This is a genomic window from Elioraea thermophila (ex Habib et al. 2022) (assembly GCF_003336755.1).
GTDB classification, from domain to species: Bacteria; Pseudomonadota; Alphaproteobacteria; order Acetobacterales; family Acetobacteraceae; genus Elioraea; species Elioraea thermophila.
Window position 1 is genome coordinate 115,760 of record NZ_QMDI01000003.1, and the last position, 16,137, is coordinate 131,896.

Here is a 16,137-nt window from a genome sequence, read left to right on the forward strand (position 1 = left end):
CCCGCCGCCAGCCCCGGGTCCGGGCGGGGTAGGGGCGTCGGTGCGGCGGTGATCCCGTTCCGCGCCCGCGCCGCCGGCTTCGAGCCCGAGCGGCTGGTGGTCGGCGACATCGAGGTGCTGCGGGCGGGGGAGCGGAACGATCGTCGTCCTGCCCTGCTGTTCCTGCACGGTGCCTCCGCCGCCGCCTGGGTGTGGGCGGAACACCTGATGGAGCCCCTTGCCGCCACCGGCTGGCGTTGCGTGGCCGTCTCGTTCCGCGGCCATGGCGGCAGCCACGGCCGCGCGCTTCTGCACGGCTACGGGCTGCTCGACTACCTGTTGGATGCACGGGCGGCGCTGGCTTCGCTCGATGGCCCGGCGATCGTCATCGGCCACTCGCTCGGTGGCCTCGTCGCGCAGATGCTGCTCGGCGATCCGCGCCTGCGGGGTGTGGTCCTGATGGCGCCCGTGCCGCCCGAGGGCCTCGCGGCGGCGAGCCTGAAGCTCGCGTTCTCCGACCCCGATTTGTGGCGCGAGGTGGCGCGGATGCCTTGGGCGGAGGCGGTGGAGACGCCGCCGCAGCGGCTGCGTCGTGCGTTGTTCTCCGAGGCACTCCCTGATGCGCGCGCCTGGTCGCTCCTGCAGCGCTTCCAGTCGGAAAGCCTGCGCGCAGTGGCCGAGGCGCAGTGGCCGCGCCCGGTCGCCTCGGCCCGCCTGTTGGGGCTTCCCGCGCTGGTGCTGTCCTCGCGCATCGACCCGCTGGTGCCGGCGGATGCGGTCGTGCGCACCTCATGGCTGCACGGCGCCGATCACGTCGTGCTCGAGACGGTCGCGCACGCGATGATGCTCGATCACGCCTGGGGCGACGTCGTGCGCGCCGTCGTGGCGTGGCTGGAAGCCCGGTTCGGCTGATCGCCGCCATGCTCGCGCCGCTCAGGCAGGCGGCGCCCCGCCTTGCGCGATCGCGATCGCCTCCTTGAAGTCGCGCGCCAGCACGAAGCCCGGCGTCGTCTCCGTCAGCCCCATGCGACGCATCACCGCAAGCGGCTGCGGCTGCACTCCGGTCACGATCACCGTCGTGCCGCGCAGGCGGTTGCGGCGGACGAAGGCCTCCAGGGCGGCGACGCCGCTCGTGTCGATGAACGGGACCTCGCGCATGCGCAGGATGAAGGCGCGCGGCCGACCGGGGCTGAGGTCCATCACGTCGGCGAGCCTGCCGGCGGAGCCGAAGAACAGGGGCCCGGACAGCTTGAACGCCTCCACACCGGGCGGCAGCGCGTCGATCTGGATCGCCCGGTCATCGGGTGGGCGGGTGAAGTCGTCGATGTCGCGGGCCACGATCTGCGCCCCGTCGCGCGAGAGCGAGACCGCCTCTGCCATGCCGTGCATGAACAGGATGGCGGAGAGCACCACGCCGACCTCGATCGCGGTGGTGAGGTCGACCAGCACGGTGAGGCCGAAGGTGGCGAGAAGCACGAGACGCTCGCCCACCGGCGCCGTGTGCAGGATGTGCCGCACGCGATCCTGCTCGCTCATGTTCCAGGCGACGACGACGAGGACGGCGGCGAGCGCGGCGAGGGGGATGTGGCGGGCGAGCGGCATCGCGACTTGCATCGCGACGAGGAGGAACAGGGCGTGGAAGATGCCGGTGAGAGGGCTGCGGGCGCCGGCGCGAATGGCGGTCGCGGTGCGCGCGATCGCGCCCGTCACCGGCAGGCCGCCGACCAGGGCAGAGCCGGCGTTGGCGACGCCTTGCGCGACCAGCTCGCAATTGGAGCGGTGGCGTCGTCCGGTCATGCCGTCCGCAACCACGGCGCAGAGGAGCGACTCGAGGCCGCCGAGGAAGGCGATCGTGAAGGCGGGGCTGAGGAGGTCGCCGAGCCTGTCGAGCGGCACGTGCGGCAGCGACGGCGGCGGGATCGCGCCCGAGACGGTGCCGAAACGGCTGCCGATCGTCTCCACCGGCAGGCCGAGCAAGGCCGTGGCGGCAGCGGCGCCGACCACGGCGATGAGGAAACCCGGCAAGCGCGGTGCGACGCGCCGAAGGCCGAGGATGACGACGAGGCAGGCGGCCGAGAGGAGCACCGCCGAGACGGAGAGCGTGTCCCGCGCCGCCCAGTATGTCTGCCACTGGCCGGCCACTCCGCCCGGCAGTTTCGCAATCTCGAGACCCACGAGATCACGCACCTGGCTCGAGAAGATGATCACCGCGATGCCGGCAGTGAAGCCGGTCACCACCGGTTCCGGGATGTACTTGATCCAGGTGCCGAGGCGAAAAAGTCCCGCCGCGACCAGCATGGCGGCGGCCATCAGTGTGGCCGCGACCAGGCCGTCGTAGCCGTATTTCTCGATCACCCCGAAGACGACGACGACGAAGGCGCCGGTCGGCCCCGAGATGTTGAACCTCGCCCCGCCGAGGAGGGAAGCGAGGAACCCGCCGACGACCGCGGTGACGAGGCCCTTCTCCGGCGTGGTGCCCGAGGCGATGGCGAGCGCCATCGCGAGCGGCAGGGCGACGATGGCGACCGTCAGCCCGGCGATCAGGTCGGCGCGCAGGTCGGTGAAGCGATACCCCTGGCGCAGGACGGTGATGGTCTTCGGAACGAAGAGATGCCATGTGGGCGAGGCGGCGGCGGCCGGCTCGGTCGTCGCCGCGGAGGGCGCGGCGTTGTGCATGGCCGGATGATCGCGAACATGTCGCGCCGCAGCAAGCGAAGCTTCGGCATGGCTTGCGCGCCCGTCTCGCAGGACGGGCGGGAGGGCAAGCGATGCAATGGCGGCGGAAAAGGGAGGGGCGGCTCCGCGCGGAGCCGCCCCGTTGCAGAAGCGATCCGATCCGCGATCAGACCGAGTAGTACATCTCGAACTCGACCGGATGCGGGGTGTGCTCGAAGCGGTAGACCTCCTGCCACTTGAGCGCGATGTAGGACTCGATCTGGTCCTTGTTGAACACGTCGCCCTTGAGCAGGAACTCGTGGTCGGCCTCGAGCGACTGCAGTGCCTCGCGCAAGGAGCCGCACACCGTCGGGATGCCCTTCAGCTCCTCCGGCGGCAGGTCATAGAGGTCCTTGTCCATCGCATCCCCTGGATGGATGCGGTTCTGGATCCCATCGAGCCCCGCCATCAGCATCGCCGCGAAGGCGAGATAGGGGTTGGCGGAGGGATCGGGGAAGCGGACCTCGACGCGCTTGGCTTTCGGGCTCGTCGCGTAGGGAATACGGCAGGAGGCCGAACGATTGCGCGCCGAGTAGGCGAGCAGCACGGGGGCCTCGAAGCCCGGGATCAGACGCTTGTAGGAGTTGGTGGTCGGGTTGGTGAAAGCATTGAGCGCCTTGGCGTGCTTGATGATGCCGCCGATGTAGTAGAGCGCGAGTTCGGAAAGGTCGGCGTAGCCGTTGCCGGCGAACAGCGGCTTGCCGCCCTTCCAGATCGACTGGTGCACGTGCATGCCTGAGCCGTTGTCGCCGTAGATCGGCTTCGGCATGAACGTCGCGGTCTTGCCGTAGCTGTGCGCGACGTTGTGGATGACGTACTTGTAGATCTGCATCTGGTCGGCCATGCGCACGAGCGTGTTGAACCGCATGCCGAGCTCGTGCTGGCTCTGCGCCACCTCGTGGTGATGCTTTTCGATGATCACCCCCATCTCACCCATGGTGGAGAGCATCTCGGCGCGCAGGTCGCTCTCGCTGTCCACCGGCGGGACCGGGAAGTAGCCGCCCTTCACGGCGGGGCGGTGGCCCATGTTGCCTTCGGGGTAGTCCTTCAGGCTCGCTTGCGGGCCTTCGACGCTGTCGAGCTGGTAGATGCCGTAGTTGCCGCCCGTGCCGAACTTCACGCTGTCGAAGACGAAGAACTCCGCTTCGGGGCCGAAATAGGCGGTGTCACCGATGCCGGTGGACTTCAGGTACTCCTCGGCCTTCTTCGCGGTCGAGCGCGGGTCGCGCGTGTAGGCCTGGCCCGTGGAGGGCTCATAGATGTCGCAGAACAGGATCAGGGACGGCTTGGCCGCGAAGGGGTCCATGCACGCCGTCGTCGGGTCCGGCATCAGGATCATGTCGGACTCGTTGATCGCCTTCCAGCCGGCGATCGAGGAGCCGTCGAACATGATGCCGTCGGTGAAGGTGTCCTCGCCGATCGTGCTGACGTGCTGGGCGGTGTGCTGCCATTTGCCGCGCGGATCGGTGAATCGGAGATCGACGTATTCGACGGAGTGCTCCTTGATCATCTCGAGCACTTTCTTGACGTCTTCGGTCGCAGCCATTGTCCCCATGACCTCTCGGGTTGCAGTCCAGTGGAAGGTTTGGGCCTGACGTGGCCCAGTGGTCAGACCGAACGGAGGCGGCGGCGTCCGCGCGCCGCGCCGCGTCCCAGTTCAGCCCTCGCCATCCGCCCCATGCACACGCCGGGCCGGACGGCGCAAGCCCCCCGCGCGGGGAGAGTCAGATCGCTTCCTCGCCCCGCTCGCCGGTGCGGATGCGGATCGCCTCCTCGACGGTGGAGACGAAGATCTTGCCGTCGCCGATGCGGCCGGTGCGCGCGGCGTTCATGATCGCCTCGATGGCCCGCTCCACCATCGAGTCCTCACAAACCACCTCGATCTTCACCTTGGGCAGGAAATCCACCACGTATTCGGCGCCGCGATAGAGCTCGGTATGCCCCTTCTGGCGGCCGAACCCTTTCGCCTCCACCACGGTAATGCCCTGCAACCCCACTTCGTGCAGGGCGTCCTTCACCTCGTCCAGTTTGAACGGCTTGATGATGGCCTCGATCTTCTTCATGGCGACCCGACCGCCGCGGGGGCGTTGGCGTTCCTGGCTCCGGCCCCGCCGCAGCCCGGCGCCGGACCATGGTTTCCTCGCACGCCAAGGCGGCGGGGGGCAAGGGCGGAGGGACGACAGGGCGGCAGCAGCGCCTGCCTAAAACTTGAGCAGATCTTGCGCGGAAGACATCACCCCGCCACGATCGACGATCACGAGGACTACGCCAGCGGACGATGAAACCCCTCAACAGCCTGCTCGCCGCCACCGGCACCACGATCTTCACGGTGATGTCGGCGCTCGCCGCCGAACACGGCGCGATCAATCTCGGCCAGGGTTTTCCTGACGAGGAAGGGCCGGAGGCGGTTGTGCGCGCCGCTGCCGAGGCCCTGCTCGATGGCCGCAACCAATACCCGCCGCTGACCGGTGTGCCTGAGCTCCGCCGCGCGGTGGCTGAGGCGAACCGGCGCTTCTGGGGCATCGCGGTCGATCCCGACAGCGAGGTCGTCGTCACTTCCGGTGCCACCGAGGCCATCACCGCCTCGCTGATGGCGCTGCTCGATCCGGGCGATGAGGTGGTGCTGATCGAACCGCTCTACGACACCTACCTGCCGGTGGTGCGGATGTTGGGCGCGGTGCCGCGCCTCGTGCGCCTCGAGCCGCCGCGCTGGGACCTGCCGCGCGCCGATCTCGCCGCTGCCTTCGGGCAGCGCACCAAAGCGCTCCTCCTGAACACGCCGCACAACCCGACCGCGAAGGTGTTCACCACGGCCGAACTCGCCTTCCTCGCCGACCTGCTCGCGCGCCACGACGCCTACGCCGTTTGCGACGAGGTGTACGAACACATCACCTTCGACGGCTGGCGGCACATCCCGCTGATGAGCCTGCCGGGGATGCGCGAACGGTGCGTGCGCATCGGCAGCGCGGGCAAGACGTTCAGCCTCACCGGCTGGAAGGTGGGCTACGTCACCGCCCCCGCCCCGCTCGCCCGCAGCATCGCCAAGGCGCACCAGCTGCTGACCTTCACCACGCCACCCAACCTGCAGCGCGCTGTGGCGGTCGGTCTCGGCCTGCCCGACGCGTACTTCGCGGGCCTCGCCGAAGGGCTTGCCGCCAAGCGAGACCGCCTTGCCCGCGGCCTCGCCGCCATCGGCTTCGAGGTGCTGGAGGCGCGGGGCTCCTACTTCGTCACCGCCGACATCCGCCCGCTCGGCATGGCGCGCGACGATGCGGCCTTCTGCCGTTGGCTCACCGAGACGGCGAAGGTGACCGCGATCCCGGTCAGCGCCTTCTATGCCGACCCCGCGACCGCACCGCGCCACCTCGTCCGCTTCGCCTTCTGCAAGCGCGACGCGACGATCGACGAGGCGCTGCGTCGGCTGGCCACGGCCTTCGCCGAGCGCAGGTCGGAGGCGGCTTCCGAGGCGTTGACGGGCCGCGCGGCGAGGGCGTAGGAAGCCCGCCTCGGGCGGCGGCCTTAGCTCAGTTGGTAGAGCGCCAGGTTGTGGTCCTGGATGTCACGGGTTCGAGTCCCGTAGGTCGCCCCACCCCGCCGGCCGGGCCGTGATCGCTCGGCCTCAGCGACGCCGAAGCCAAATCAGCCGCTGCCGGGCCGCGAGGCCGCACTCACGCCTGCGCGGTGTGGACGGGCTCCGCCGCCGTGAGGCCGAACATGGTCTCGAGGTTCTGCACCGCCGCGCCGGAGGCGCCCTTGCCCAGGTTGTCCAGCCGCGCGACCAGCACGGCGTGGGGGTGAGCCGCGTTGCGGAAGACGAACAGTTCGAGCCGGTTGGTGCCGTTCAGCGCTTCGGGTTCGAGGCGCGCCAGCCCGTCGGCGGCAACGACCGACACGTAGGTTGAACCGCGATAGTGCGCGGCGAGCACGGCCTCGAGGTCGGCCGCCTTCGGCCGCCCCGGCAGCGCATCGAGATGGAGCGGTATCGAGACCAGCATGCCCTGGCGGAAATTGCCGACCGAGGGGACGAAGATCGGCCGGCGTGAAAGCCCCGCGTAGCGCATGATCTCGGGCAGGTGCTTGTGCTCCAGCCCCAGGGCGTAGAGTTCGAACGGCGGCGCCTTCCCCTTCTCGTAGGCTTCGATCATCGCCCGCCCGCCACCGGAGTAGCCGGAAACGGCGTTGATGGTGAGCGGAAAGTCGGGCGGGATCAGCCCGGCATCGACGAGTGGGCGAAGAAGCGCGATCGCTCCGGTCGGATAGCAGCCCGGGTTGGCGACGCGTCGTGCCTGCGCGATCGCTGCCGGCTGGTCGGACGAGAGTTCAGGGAAACCGTAGACCCACCCTTCGGCGACGCGGTGTGCGGTGGAGGCGTCGAGCAGCCGCGGGCCTCCGCCCGGCAGCGAGGCGGCGAGGGCCACCGCCTCGCGCGCCGCCTCGTCGGGCAGGCAGAGCACGGCGACATCGGCCGACGCCATGGCTTCCGCCCGCGCGGCCGGGTCCTTGCGCCGTGCGGGGTCGACGGAAAGGAGGCGAAACTCGGAACGGTTCGCGAGCCGATCGCGGATCTGCAGCCCCGTCGTGCCCGCTTCGCCGTCGATGAAGACACGGATGGGCGCCATCGCCTTCCCTCCTCGGCCCTCGGGCGATCCTGGTCGGCGCAGCGGGGCTCGGCAAGGGCGCCGCAGCGCGCCCCCGCCCGAGCCCCACCCAGCGATCAGCGCTTCGAGAACTGGAAGCTGCGGCGCGCCTTCCGTCGGCCGTACTTCTTGCGCTCGACCACGCGCGGGTCGCGCGTGAGCAGACCCGCCGCCTTGAGGATCTTGCGCAGCTCCGGGTCGTAGTTCACCAGCGCCCGGCTGATGCCGTGGCGAAGCGCGCCCGCCTGGCCGGAGAGGCCGCCGCCAGAGACGGTGCAGTACACGTCGAATTGGTTGTAGCGATCGGCGACCAGGAAGGGCTGCGCGATCAGCATCCGCAGCACGGGGCGGGCGAAGTACTGCTCGGCCGTCCGCCCGTTCACCTCCATCTTGCCCGTGCCGGGTTTGATCCAGACGCGGGCGACGGCGTCCTTGCGCCGCCCCGTGGCATAGGCGCGCCCCAGCGCGTCGCGCTTCGGTTCGCGCTTCGGTGCCTCCGCCGCGGCGGCGGTGCCGAGCCCCAACTCCTTCAGATCGGCGAGCGAACGGACGGCTTGCGCTTCCGCGGTCATCGTCAGGCCACCTTGTTCTTGCGGTTCATCGCGGCGACGTCGAGCGGCTTCGGGGCCTGGCCCTGGTGCGGATGGTTCGGCCCCGCATAGACGTGCAAATTGCGCATCTGCTTCCGACCCAGCGGGCCACGGGTGATCATCCGCTCGACCGCCTTCTCGATCACGCGCTCGGGATGGCGTGAGGCGAGCCGCTGCCCGATGGTGCGTGCCTTCACCCCGCCGGGATAGCCCGTATGCCAGTAGAACACCTTGTCGTTCGCCTTGTTGCCCGTCACCCGCACCTTCTCGGCGTTGACGACGACGACGTGATCGCCGCAATCGACATGCGGCGTGAAGGTGGGCTTGTGCTTGCCGCGCAGCCGTGACGCGATCAGCGAGGCCAGCCGGCCGAGAACCAGGCCGTCGGCATCGATCAGCCACCACTCCTTCTTCACGTTGGAGGGCTTGAGCGAGGGCGTGCTCTTCATCGTTTCGTTCCGCAAAACCGCATCACTGCGCGAGGCGCGCTCACTACGCAGGGGGCGCCGGAAAGTCAAGCCGAAAGCCGCGTCGCAATGAGCGGTACCAGATTACCACAGCATGCCGGCGTCTGAGGCGAGACCCCGCGTCGCCGTGCTCGCCGCCGGTCGCAGGACCGGTGCCGTGGTCGCACGCGCCCTGTGCACGGCGGGCTTCGCCGTGCGCGCGATCGTGCGCGATCGCACGCGCGCCACCGATGCACCGCGCGAGGCGGAACTCGTCGTCGCGCCGGACGCGGTCTCGCAGGCCGAAGCCTGCGCCGGCATGGACAGCGTCGTTTCCTGCGCCCCGGCCGAGGCGTCGGTCGCTCTTCTCTCCGCCCTCGCTCCGCCCTGGCCGCACCTCGTTCTGCTCGGCTCCACCCGGCGCTGGACCGCTTGGCCCGACCATCGCGCGGCGACGGTGATCGCGCTCGAACACGCCTTCGCCGCCTTGGGCAGCCCGGGCGTGCTCCTCTATCCCACGATGATCTACGGCGCGGGCGGAGAGAACAACGTCCGCCGCATCGCCGCCCTCGCGCGCTTCGGCCTGGTTCCTTTGCCGAACGGTGGCCGTTCGCTGATTCAGCCCGTGCACACGGAGGATGTCGCGCGCGCGGTGGTTGCCGCCGTGCGACGGCGCCTGCGGCACCGCGAGCCGATCGTGCTCGCCGGGCCCGAGCCTGTGGCCTACGCCGACTTCGTGCGCGCGGTAGCGGCCGCGGCGGGACGACGTGTGGCCATCCTCCCGGTTCCGCTCGTCGTGGCGTTCGCCCTCGGCGCCATCGTTTCGGCTCTGCCTGGGCTGCCGCGGATCCGCCGCGCCGAGATCCGCCGCCTGGTCGAGGACAAGGCCTTCGACATCACCCTTGCGCGAGATCTTCTCGGTTTCGATCCGATGCCACTCCAAGTGGGGCTTGCGCGCACCTTCGGCCACGGCGATATGCGCGAGGGGAGAATCCGCTGATGCCCGTGCACAACCGAATCGCCGCGTTCCATGCCGAGATGACGGCATGGCGGCGCGACTTCCACGCCCATCCCGAACTCGCTTTTCAGGAGGAGCGGACGAGCCGCATCGTCGCCGAAAAGCTGAAGGCCTTCGGGGTCGACGAGGTGCACACGGGGATCGCGAAGACCGGTGTGGTCGGTGTCATCCGTGGCGCGCGCCCAGGCGCCCGCGCGATCGGGTTGCGCGCCGACATGGATGCGCTGCCGATCCGCGAGGAAACCGGTCTTCCTTACGCCTCGACCCGGCCGGGCGTGATGCACGCCTGCGGCCATGACGGGCACACCGCCATGCTGCTCGGCGCAGCGAAATATCTTGCCGAGACGCGGAACTTCGCCGGCACGGTCTACGTCATCTTCCAGCCGGCGGAGGAGATGCTGGGCGGGGCCAAGGTGATGATCGACGAGGGGCTGTTCGAGCGCTTCCCCGTCGAGCACGTGTTCGGGCTGCACAACTGGCCGCGCGCACCGTTCGGCCTGTTCCTGTGGCGGAACGGCCCCGTCATGGCGGCGGTGGCGGGGATCGACATCGTCATCCGCGGCAAGGGCGCGCACGGCGCGATGCCCAATCTCGGCATCGACCCGGTGCTCGCCGCCGCGCACGTGATCACCGCCGTGCAGGGCATCGTGTCGCGCAACCTTGAGCCGACCGACGCCGGCGTGGTCTCCATCACCTGGCTGGAGGGAGGCGATGCGCACAACGTGATCCCCGAAACGGTGCGGCTGCGCGGCACTGCGCGCTGGTTCACGCCGGAGGCGGGCGAGCTGATCGAGCGACGTTTGGCGGAGACCGCGCGGCACGTCGCGGCGGCCTTCGGCGCGACCGCTGAGGTGACCTTCGAGCGCGCCTATCCCGCCACCGTGAACGACCCCCATGCCACCGTGCTCGCGCGCGAGGCGGCCGCGGCCGTGCAGGGCGAGGCGCGGGTGATGGAGGCGCCCCGGCCCTCGATGGGCGGAGAGGACTTCGCCTTCATGCTGGAAAAAGTTCCGGGCTCGTATCTGCTGCTCGGCACCGCGCGCACGGAGGACGATCCGGTCGTCCACCATCCGAAATATGATTTCAACGATGAGGCGCTCCCGATCGGCGCCTCCTGGTACGCCACGCTGGCGGAACGGATCCTCGCCTGACCCGTCTCAGGCGAGCAGGAAGGCGCGCAGCCCGTCCAGCGCGATCTGAGCGGCAAGGGCGGCGAGGACCACGCCGAGAACGCGGCTGATCACGTCCGCCCCCGTGCGGCCGAGGAGGCGCATGAGCGGCACGGCGGCCAGCATGGCGGCGAGGGTGGCGAGGAGGGCGAGCACGAGGGCGGCGAACACGATGGCGAGCAGCACGGGGTCGTCGCCGGCGCGGCCGCGCAACAGCACCATGGTCGTCATTGCCCCCGGCCCTGCGATCAACGGGATGGCAAGCGGGAAGACCGAGATGTCGTGATCGGCGGCCTCCGCTTCCGCCTGCTCGCGCTCGGTGGTGCGCAGTCCCGAATGCCGCACCATCACCATGTCGGCGGCGAGCAGGAACAGGAGCACGCCGCCCGCGACCTGGAAGGCGGGCAAGCCGATGCCGAGTGCGCGCAACAGGAACTCCCCGCCGATGGCGAAGAAGACGAGCACGACGCCGGCGATCAGGCAGGCCTTCATGGCCTGCGCGCGGCGTTCCTCCGCCGTGTCGCGCGGCGTCATGGCAAGGAAGATCGCCGCCGTGCCGGGCGGGTCGAGGATCACCAGGAGCGCGACGAAGGCGTAGAGGAAGAGCTCGAGCACGGGCCGGCTTGCCGCACAGCGGGGCGCGGCCTGTCAACGGGCTCTTGATCGCGCCGCTCGACACCCCCACCTCCCGCCCAGCTCGAGGGTCCGGGCCCCTCTGGCGCGGCGCTGCGCGCGTCGCGCGATGTCGGACCGCTTCGACCGTGTCGAAGAGGCTGTCCGATGGATCTCGTTTGGCTCGTCTCGGGGCTCGCCCTGCTCGTTCTCGGCGCCGATGGTCTGGTGCGCGGCGGTGTGGCCCTCGCCCGACGCCTCGGCGTCAATCCGCTGCTGATCGGGGTGACCGTCGTCGCCTGGGGCACGTCCACGCCCGAACTCGTCGTCTCCATCGAGGCGGCGCTGAAAGGTTTGGGGGGCATCGCCATCGGCAACGTGGTGGGCTCGAACATCGCCAATATCGGGCTCATCCTGGGGACTGCGGCGCTGATCCATCCGATCGCGATCCGCCCGCAGGCCATCCGCCGCGATGGGGTGTTCGTCTTCGCCGCCACTGCCGTCTTCCTCGCCATCGCGCTGACCGCCGACCGGCTCGTGTGGTGGCACGGGCTCCTCTGCCTCGGCCTCCTCACCGGTATGACCGCGCTGACCTACCTGCAGGAGCGTCGCGGCGACACGCCCTCGGGCTCCCTGCATGCGGCGGAAGCCGAGGAGGTGGGGGCGGTGCCGCTGCGCCTGTGGCTCGCCGTGGTGATGGTGCTCGGCGGCATCGCCCTGCTCGTGGTCGGGGGCGAGCTGATGATCGGGGCGGCGGTGAACATCGCGCGCGCCTTCGGGGTGAGCGAGGTGGTGATCGGCCTTACCCTCGTTGCCGTCGGCACCTCGCTCCCGGAGCTCGCAACCTCCGTCGTCGCCGCGTTCCGTCGGCACTCCGAGATCGCGCTCGGCAACATCCTGGGTTCGAACATCTACAACATCCTCGCCATCCTCGGCGTAGCGTCGCTGATCGCACCGGTGCCGATCGCGCCCGAGATCGCACGCGTCGAGATGTGGGTGATGGCCGTTTTCGCCCTCTTCCTGTTGCCCGCTCTCGTGGCGGGACGCGTCGGGCGGGCGCTCGCCGCGCTCATGCTGGCGGGATACCTGGGCTACGTCGGACGGCTCGCGTTCTTCGCCTGACGGCCCCGGACGGGTCACCCGTTCTCCGGATCCGCCGCGAGGCACGGGATGCGAACCTAGAGCCCCAGCGCCTCGAGTTGGCGCGCGATCACCGCCCGTTCGTCGAACAGCGCCTCGGCGCGCACCCGCGCGGCAGTTCCATAGCGGGCCCGCAGCGTGGCATCCGCCACCAGCGGGGCCAGCGCTTCGGCGAGGGCCGCGACGTCGCCCACCGGCACGAGATGCCCGGTCTCGCCCTCCACCACCTGCTCGCGCGTGCCGCGAATGTCGGTCGCCACCACCGGCAACCCGCTCATCATCGCCTCCGCCACCGTGCGCGGCATGCCCTCGAAATGCGAGGGCAGCACGAAGATGTCGGCCGCACGCAGCACGCGCTCGACATCCGTCCGCCGGCCGAGCAGCACGAGCCGCGCCCCGAGAGTCTGGCGGGCACGCGCGATCACCGCATCGAGCCGCGCGCCGTGGTCGGAGGCGAGACGCTCGCCCACCACCCAGACATGGGCCGCCGGCAGACGCTCGGCGGCGGCGAAGAGTTCCGCGTGCCCCTTGTGCGCAACCAGGCGCGAGACGATGACCAGCACCACCGCGTCTTCGGGCGTGCCGGCCTCGGCGCGCAGGCGTGCGCGATCGGTACGGTCGGCCTCGTCGCGCACGGGATGGAAGCGGGCGGGATCGACCCCGTTGCCGATGGCGATCGCGCCGCGGCGCGGGGCAAGGTGAAGCCGCTCGGCGACCCGTGCCTCTTCGCTGCTCTGCGTGAACAGCGTGGTCTGGCAGCGGGCGGCGAGCGCCTCGGCGCCGAACATCAGCGCGCGCACCACGGGATTGCCGGGCTTGAGGAAGGAATAGCCGTGCGAGGTGTAGACGATCTCGGGCACGCGAGCGGCACGCGCGGCGAGACGCGCGATGTGGCCGGCGACCGGATAGTGCCCGTGCACGATGTCGAACCGTTCCCGTCGCAGGAGCTCGCGCAGGCGCCGATACGCCCGGAAGTGTGCCGCGAGATCGAGGCTGCGCGCGAACGGCACGGGGTGGATCGGGAACCCCTCCGCTCGCGCCGGGTCGAGGTCGGACCCATCGGCGGCTGCGACCTCGACGATGTGTCCGCGGTCGCGCAGCGCGCGCATCAGGGGCAGCAGGAAGTGCCGCACCTGGAAGTCGATGGCGGCGACCTGCAGGATCCGTTTCGGTATCGTCATCGGTTCGCCGGCCGCCTGCGGCGGATGGGCGCGTGCCGTGCGCGGACGAACGCCGCGATCTGGCTGCGCATAACGGGCGTCAGCCTGCCCCCGCCCGCGTGATCGCCCATTTCACCAGGCAAGGCCCGTCCTCGGGCCCGCCCGACAGCACGATCTGCTGGGTGCGCCGACGCTCATCCGTTCCGGCATAGACGCTCTCCTCGAGCGAGAGCCGTGCCCCGTCGGCGCGCATGACGAAACCGCCGCTGTTCGGCGTGCGCAACAGCACGCCCGCACCGTCCTGCTGCAAGCTCGCGGTCACCGACGGATGGAGATGGAACCGGATGGCGAAGGGCTGGGGCAGGGGGGCCTCGATCGCGTCCTCGCCACGGATGTCCTCGCCGCTGTCGCCGAGATAGAGACGGCGGCGATGGATGGCGCCGAACGGCTTGCGCCAGCCGTCATGGGTGGCGTCCAACCAATGGGCGCCGTTCGCCTCGTGCCGTTGCAGGGTCACGTCCTCAGGGCGGCGGCCGAGGCCTTCGGGCTTCAGTTCCGACGAGTTCACGTCGGCGATCACCAGCGTGGAGTGCGCGGCGGTGGCGCGCAGCGCGTCGCGCCAAGCGTCCGGGGCGGCGGGGGCGGCGCCGCAGTTGACGATCAGCCGATCGCGCCCGACCGAAAGTTCGAAGGAAAGCGTGCCGGCGTGGCTCAGCCTGTCCTGGCCGCGCGGCGGCGGTGGCCCGGCATCGACGATCAGCACGGTGCGGCCGGCAGCGAGACGCTCGAGCCGCATCGCGGGCGAGCGCGTGGCCGGGCGAATGCGCGCCTCGGTCTGGGCGAGGAGGAGCGAAAGGAGGGATGCGGAGCCCTCGCGCGAGCCGTTGAACAGGGCAAGCCCACCGTCGCCGTGACGCAGCGCGGCGAGCATCGGGGCGGCGCGCGCAATGGCGGCAGCGAGCGAATCCGGGATCGCGACCTTCGCCGCGGCGAGCCAGCCGCGAATCTCGATGAGGTCCATCAGCACGGCAGCGAGGCCCTCGGGGCTGCGCTCGACATGGCCGCCATCAGGGAGGATCTGCCGCTCGATCTCCTGGCCGAGGAAGCGCAGGGCGCGCGCGAGCCACGCCTCGCCGCCCGGCAGGGCGGCGCCGGCGGCGACCAGGCCCTTCAACACGGTGAAGGCGCGCCGATCCATCGTCTCCGCCGGCAAGGCAGCCGCGAGGTCGCGCGCATCCTCCCAGACGCGCGCCATCATCGCCTGGCGGAACGCTTCGTCGGCCGAAGCCGCGACGAAATCCCAGTGCGTGAGCCAAGCCGCGAGGCGGGCGCCCGTCGCGGCCTCGCCGAAGGCGGTCGGAGAGAGGCGCGGTGCCGCCTCGAGCCAGCCGAGGATCAGGGCGCGGGCGCGCAACCGGGCGGCATCGCTGCCCAGCGCGCGCAGGTCGCGCAGCCAAGCGAACCCGTGTGCCGCTTCGGCCACGACGGGGGGCCATGTCGTTCCCCAAGCCTCGGGCAGGAGTGGCACGACGGCCCCGCAGGCGGCGAGTTCGCCTTTCAGTAGTCGCCCGCCTTGCGTCGGGTCGCCGGGCCAGGGGTCGCGCAACGCCAGAGCCGGCTGACTGGGGATGCGCGCGAACGTCGCCGAGACGCTGGGCAGACGGCCAAGGAGGCGCCGGGCGGAGCGCAACCAGCGGCTTGGATCGAAATCGGCGGCCATCGCCTTGGAAAAATTGTCGGGGAACGTCGTGTGGCCGGGTCGTGCCCGCGCTCGGGCCCCGCCCTGCCGGTCTCCTCAGAACGGCAGCTTGAAGCCGGCCGGAAGTTCGAGCCCGCCGGTGATCTTCGCCACCTCCTCGGCGACCAGGTTCTCCGCCTTCGCCTTCGCGTCCGCGATCGCGGCGACGATCAGGTCCTCGAGCACCTCGACCTCGTTCGGGTCGAGCAAGGAGGGGTCGATCTTCACCCGACGCACCTCCGCCCGCCCGGACATGACCACCTTCACCATGCCCGCACCGGCCGCCCCCTCGACCTCCAGCGTGGCGAGCCGCGACTGCATCTCCTCCATGCGGCTCTGCATCGCCTGGGCCTGCTTCATCATCTGGGCGAGGTTCTTCATGCTTGGTCCTCCGGCTCGAGGGCGTCGTCGAACACGACATCCGCCGCTTCGGCATCGCGCGCTGCGACGTCGCGCGGCTGGGCGGGCATCGCCGAGGCCTCGCGCACGGCGGCGATGCTGGCACCCGGAAAGGCATCGAGAATGGCGCGCACCAGCGGGTGCCGCTCGAGTCGGGCGCGCAAAGCGTCGTGCCGCAGACGATCGCGTTCGACAAGAGTGGGAGCGCCCGCTTCGGCCGAGACGGCGACCGTCCAGCGCCGACCGGTCGCCTCGGTGAGAAAGGCGGCAAGCCGCGGAGCGAGGTCGCGCGGCGCATCGGCCTCGGGGCGGAACTCGAGCAAGCCCTCGGCGATGCGGACAGGGCGGACGAAGGCTCGAATCGAGGAGGCCAGGCGAAGTTCGCCCCGTTCGGAGGCGAGTGCCGCGATCTCCTCCAGGCTGCGCGGCGAGGGGGGCGATGGCGCGGCCGCCTCCGCTTGCACCGCCACCGCCGCGGCTGCCCGCCCGCCGGCGCGCGGCAGGCCCGCCACGGGCGCCCGAGGCGGGGCGGGG

The 16,137-nt window shown here is 70.6% G+C and carries 15 protein-coding genes, 1 tRNA gene and 1 pseudogene; 6 read left to right on the forward strand and 11 right to left on the reverse strand.

Annotated features, from left to right (window positions below; all coding sequences use genetic code 11):
• The first annotated feature begins 48 nt into the window (after positions 1–48).
• Positions 49–891 (forward strand): alpha/beta hydrolase, encoded by an 843-nt coding sequence (locus DWB05_RS08045; protein ID WP_157967131.1) that lies wholly within the window; start codon positions 49–51, stop codon positions 889–891.
• Positions 892–912: 21 nt separating this feature from the next.
• Here the strand turns inward: DWB05_RS08045 and DWB05_RS08050 are convergent, their stop codons facing one another.
• The 3 genes from DWB05_RS08050 to DWB05_RS08060 all read right to left on the reverse strand — a co-directional run bounded on the left by DWB05_RS08050 (position 913) and on the right by DWB05_RS08060 (position 4,757).
• Positions 913–2,655 (reverse strand): SulP family inorganic anion transporter, encoded by a 1,743-nt coding sequence (locus DWB05_RS08050; protein ID WP_114376711.1) that lies wholly within the window; start codon positions 2,653–2,655, stop codon positions 913–915.
• 166 nt (positions 2,656–2,821) lie between these two features.
• The gene (glnA, locus tag DWB05_RS08055) at positions 2,822–4,240 is read right to left on the reverse strand and encodes a type I glutamate--ammonia ligase (protein ID WP_232818463.1); all 1,419 of its coding nucleotides are present in this window, start codon (positions 4,238–4,240) and stop codon (positions 2,822–2,824) included.
• Positions 4,241–4,418: 178 nt separating this feature from the next.
• Positions 4,419–4,757 (reverse strand): P-II family nitrogen regulator, encoded by a 339-nt coding sequence (locus DWB05_RS08060; protein WP_114376713.1) that lies wholly within the window; start codon positions 4,755–4,757, stop codon positions 4,419–4,421.
• Positions 4,758–4,972: 215 nt separating this feature from the next.
• Between DWB05_RS08060 and DWB05_RS08065 the strand changes: the two genes are divergently transcribed.
• Positions 4,973–6,190 (forward strand): aminotransferase, encoded by a 1,218-nt coding sequence (locus DWB05_RS08065; protein ID WP_114376714.1) that lies wholly within the window; start codon positions 4,973–4,975, stop codon positions 6,188–6,190.
• A gap of 17 nt (positions 6,191–6,207) precedes the next feature.
• Positions 6,208–6,283, forward strand: a tRNA-His gene (locus tag DWB05_RS08070).
• Between the two features lie 79 nt (positions 6,284–6,362).
• Here DWB05_RS08070 and argC read toward each other — a convergent pair.
• The 3 genes from argC to rplM all read right to left on the reverse strand — a co-directional run bounded on the left by argC (position 6,363) and on the right by rplM (position 8,370).
• Entirely contained in the window at positions 6,363–7,313 is a 951-nt protein-coding gene (gene argC / locus DWB05_RS08075; RefSeq protein ID WP_114376715.1) for an N-acetyl-gamma-glutamyl-phosphate reductase, read from the reverse strand.
• A gap of 95 nt (positions 7,314–7,408) precedes the next feature.
• Positions 7,409–7,903: a 30S ribosomal protein S9 gene (gene rpsI, locus DWB05_RS08080; protein WP_114376716.1), complete on the reverse strand. Its 495-nt coding sequence runs from the start codon at positions 7,901–7,903 to the stop codon at positions 7,409–7,411.
• 2 nt (positions 7,904–7,905) lie between these two features.
• The gene (gene rplM / locus DWB05_RS08085) at positions 7,906–8,370 is read right to left on the reverse strand and encodes a 50S ribosomal protein L13 (protein WP_114376717.1); all 465 of its coding nucleotides are present in this window, start codon (positions 8,368–8,370) and stop codon (positions 7,906–7,908) included.
• A gap of 175 nt (positions 8,371–8,545) precedes the next feature.
• Here rplM and DWB05_RS08090 point away from each other — a divergent pair, with 175 nt between their 5' ends.
• Both DWB05_RS08090 and DWB05_RS08095 read left to right on the forward strand, forming a co-directional pair.
• Complete coding sequence (locus DWB05_RS08090; RefSeq protein ID WP_157967132.1) at positions 8,546–9,367, forward strand: SDR family oxidoreductase; 822 nt, start codon at positions 8,546–8,548, stop codon at positions 9,365–9,367.
• Positions 9,367–10,536 carry a M20 aminoacylase family protein gene (locus tag DWB05_RS08095; RefSeq protein WP_114376719.1) on the forward strand — a complete coding sequence of 390 codons (1,170 nt, stop codon included), beginning with the start codon at positions 9,367–9,369 and terminating at the stop codon, positions 10,534–10,536. The genes DWB05_RS08090 and DWB05_RS08095 overlap by 1 nt, the downstream gene beginning before the upstream one ends.
• Positions 10,537–10,542: 6 nt before the next feature.
• On the opposite strand, the gene DWB05_RS08100 is transcribed toward DWB05_RS08095, so the two are convergent.
• Positions 10,543–11,169 (reverse strand): MarC family protein, encoded by a 627-nt coding sequence (locus tag DWB05_RS08100; protein WP_114376720.1) that lies wholly within the window; start codon positions 11,167–11,169, stop codon positions 10,543–10,545.
• A gap of 165 nt (positions 11,170–11,334) precedes the next feature.
• On the opposite strand from DWB05_RS08100, the gene DWB05_RS08105 reads away from it, so the two are divergent.
• Positions 11,335–12,288 (forward strand): calcium/sodium antiporter, encoded by a 954-nt coding sequence (locus DWB05_RS08105; RefSeq protein WP_114376721.1) that lies wholly within the window; start codon positions 11,335–11,337, stop codon positions 12,286–12,288.
• A 56-nt stretch (positions 12,289–12,344) separates the two neighbouring features.
• Here the strand turns inward: DWB05_RS08105 and DWB05_RS08110 are convergent, their stop codons facing one another.
• The 4 genes and pseudogenes from DWB05_RS08110 to DWB05_RS08125 form a co-directional block, all read right to left on the reverse strand.
• Positions 12,345–13,487 carry a glycosyltransferase gene (locus tag DWB05_RS08110; protein ID WP_114376722.1) on the reverse strand — a complete coding sequence of 381 codons (1,143 nt, stop codon included), beginning with the start codon at positions 13,485–13,487 and terminating at the stop codon, positions 12,345–12,347.
• Between the two features lie 79 nt (positions 13,488–13,566).
• Complete coding sequence (locus tag DWB05_RS08115) at positions 13,567–15,186, reverse strand: heparinase II/III family protein (protein WP_198669107.1); 1,620 nt, start codon at positions 15,184–15,186, stop codon at positions 13,567–13,569.
• Between the two features lie 75 nt (positions 15,187–15,261).
• The gene (locus DWB05_RS08120; protein ID WP_114376723.1) at positions 15,262–15,585 is read right to left on the reverse strand and encodes a YbaB/EbfC family nucleoid-associated protein; all 324 of its coding nucleotides are present in this window, start codon (positions 15,583–15,585) and stop codon (positions 15,262–15,264) included.
• A pseudogene (locus DWB05_RS08125) lies at positions 15,582–16,137 on the reverse strand (DNA polymerase III subunit gamma/tau); the annotation flags it as partial. The pseudogene DWB05_RS08125 and the gene DWB05_RS08120, both read right to left, overlap by 4 nt.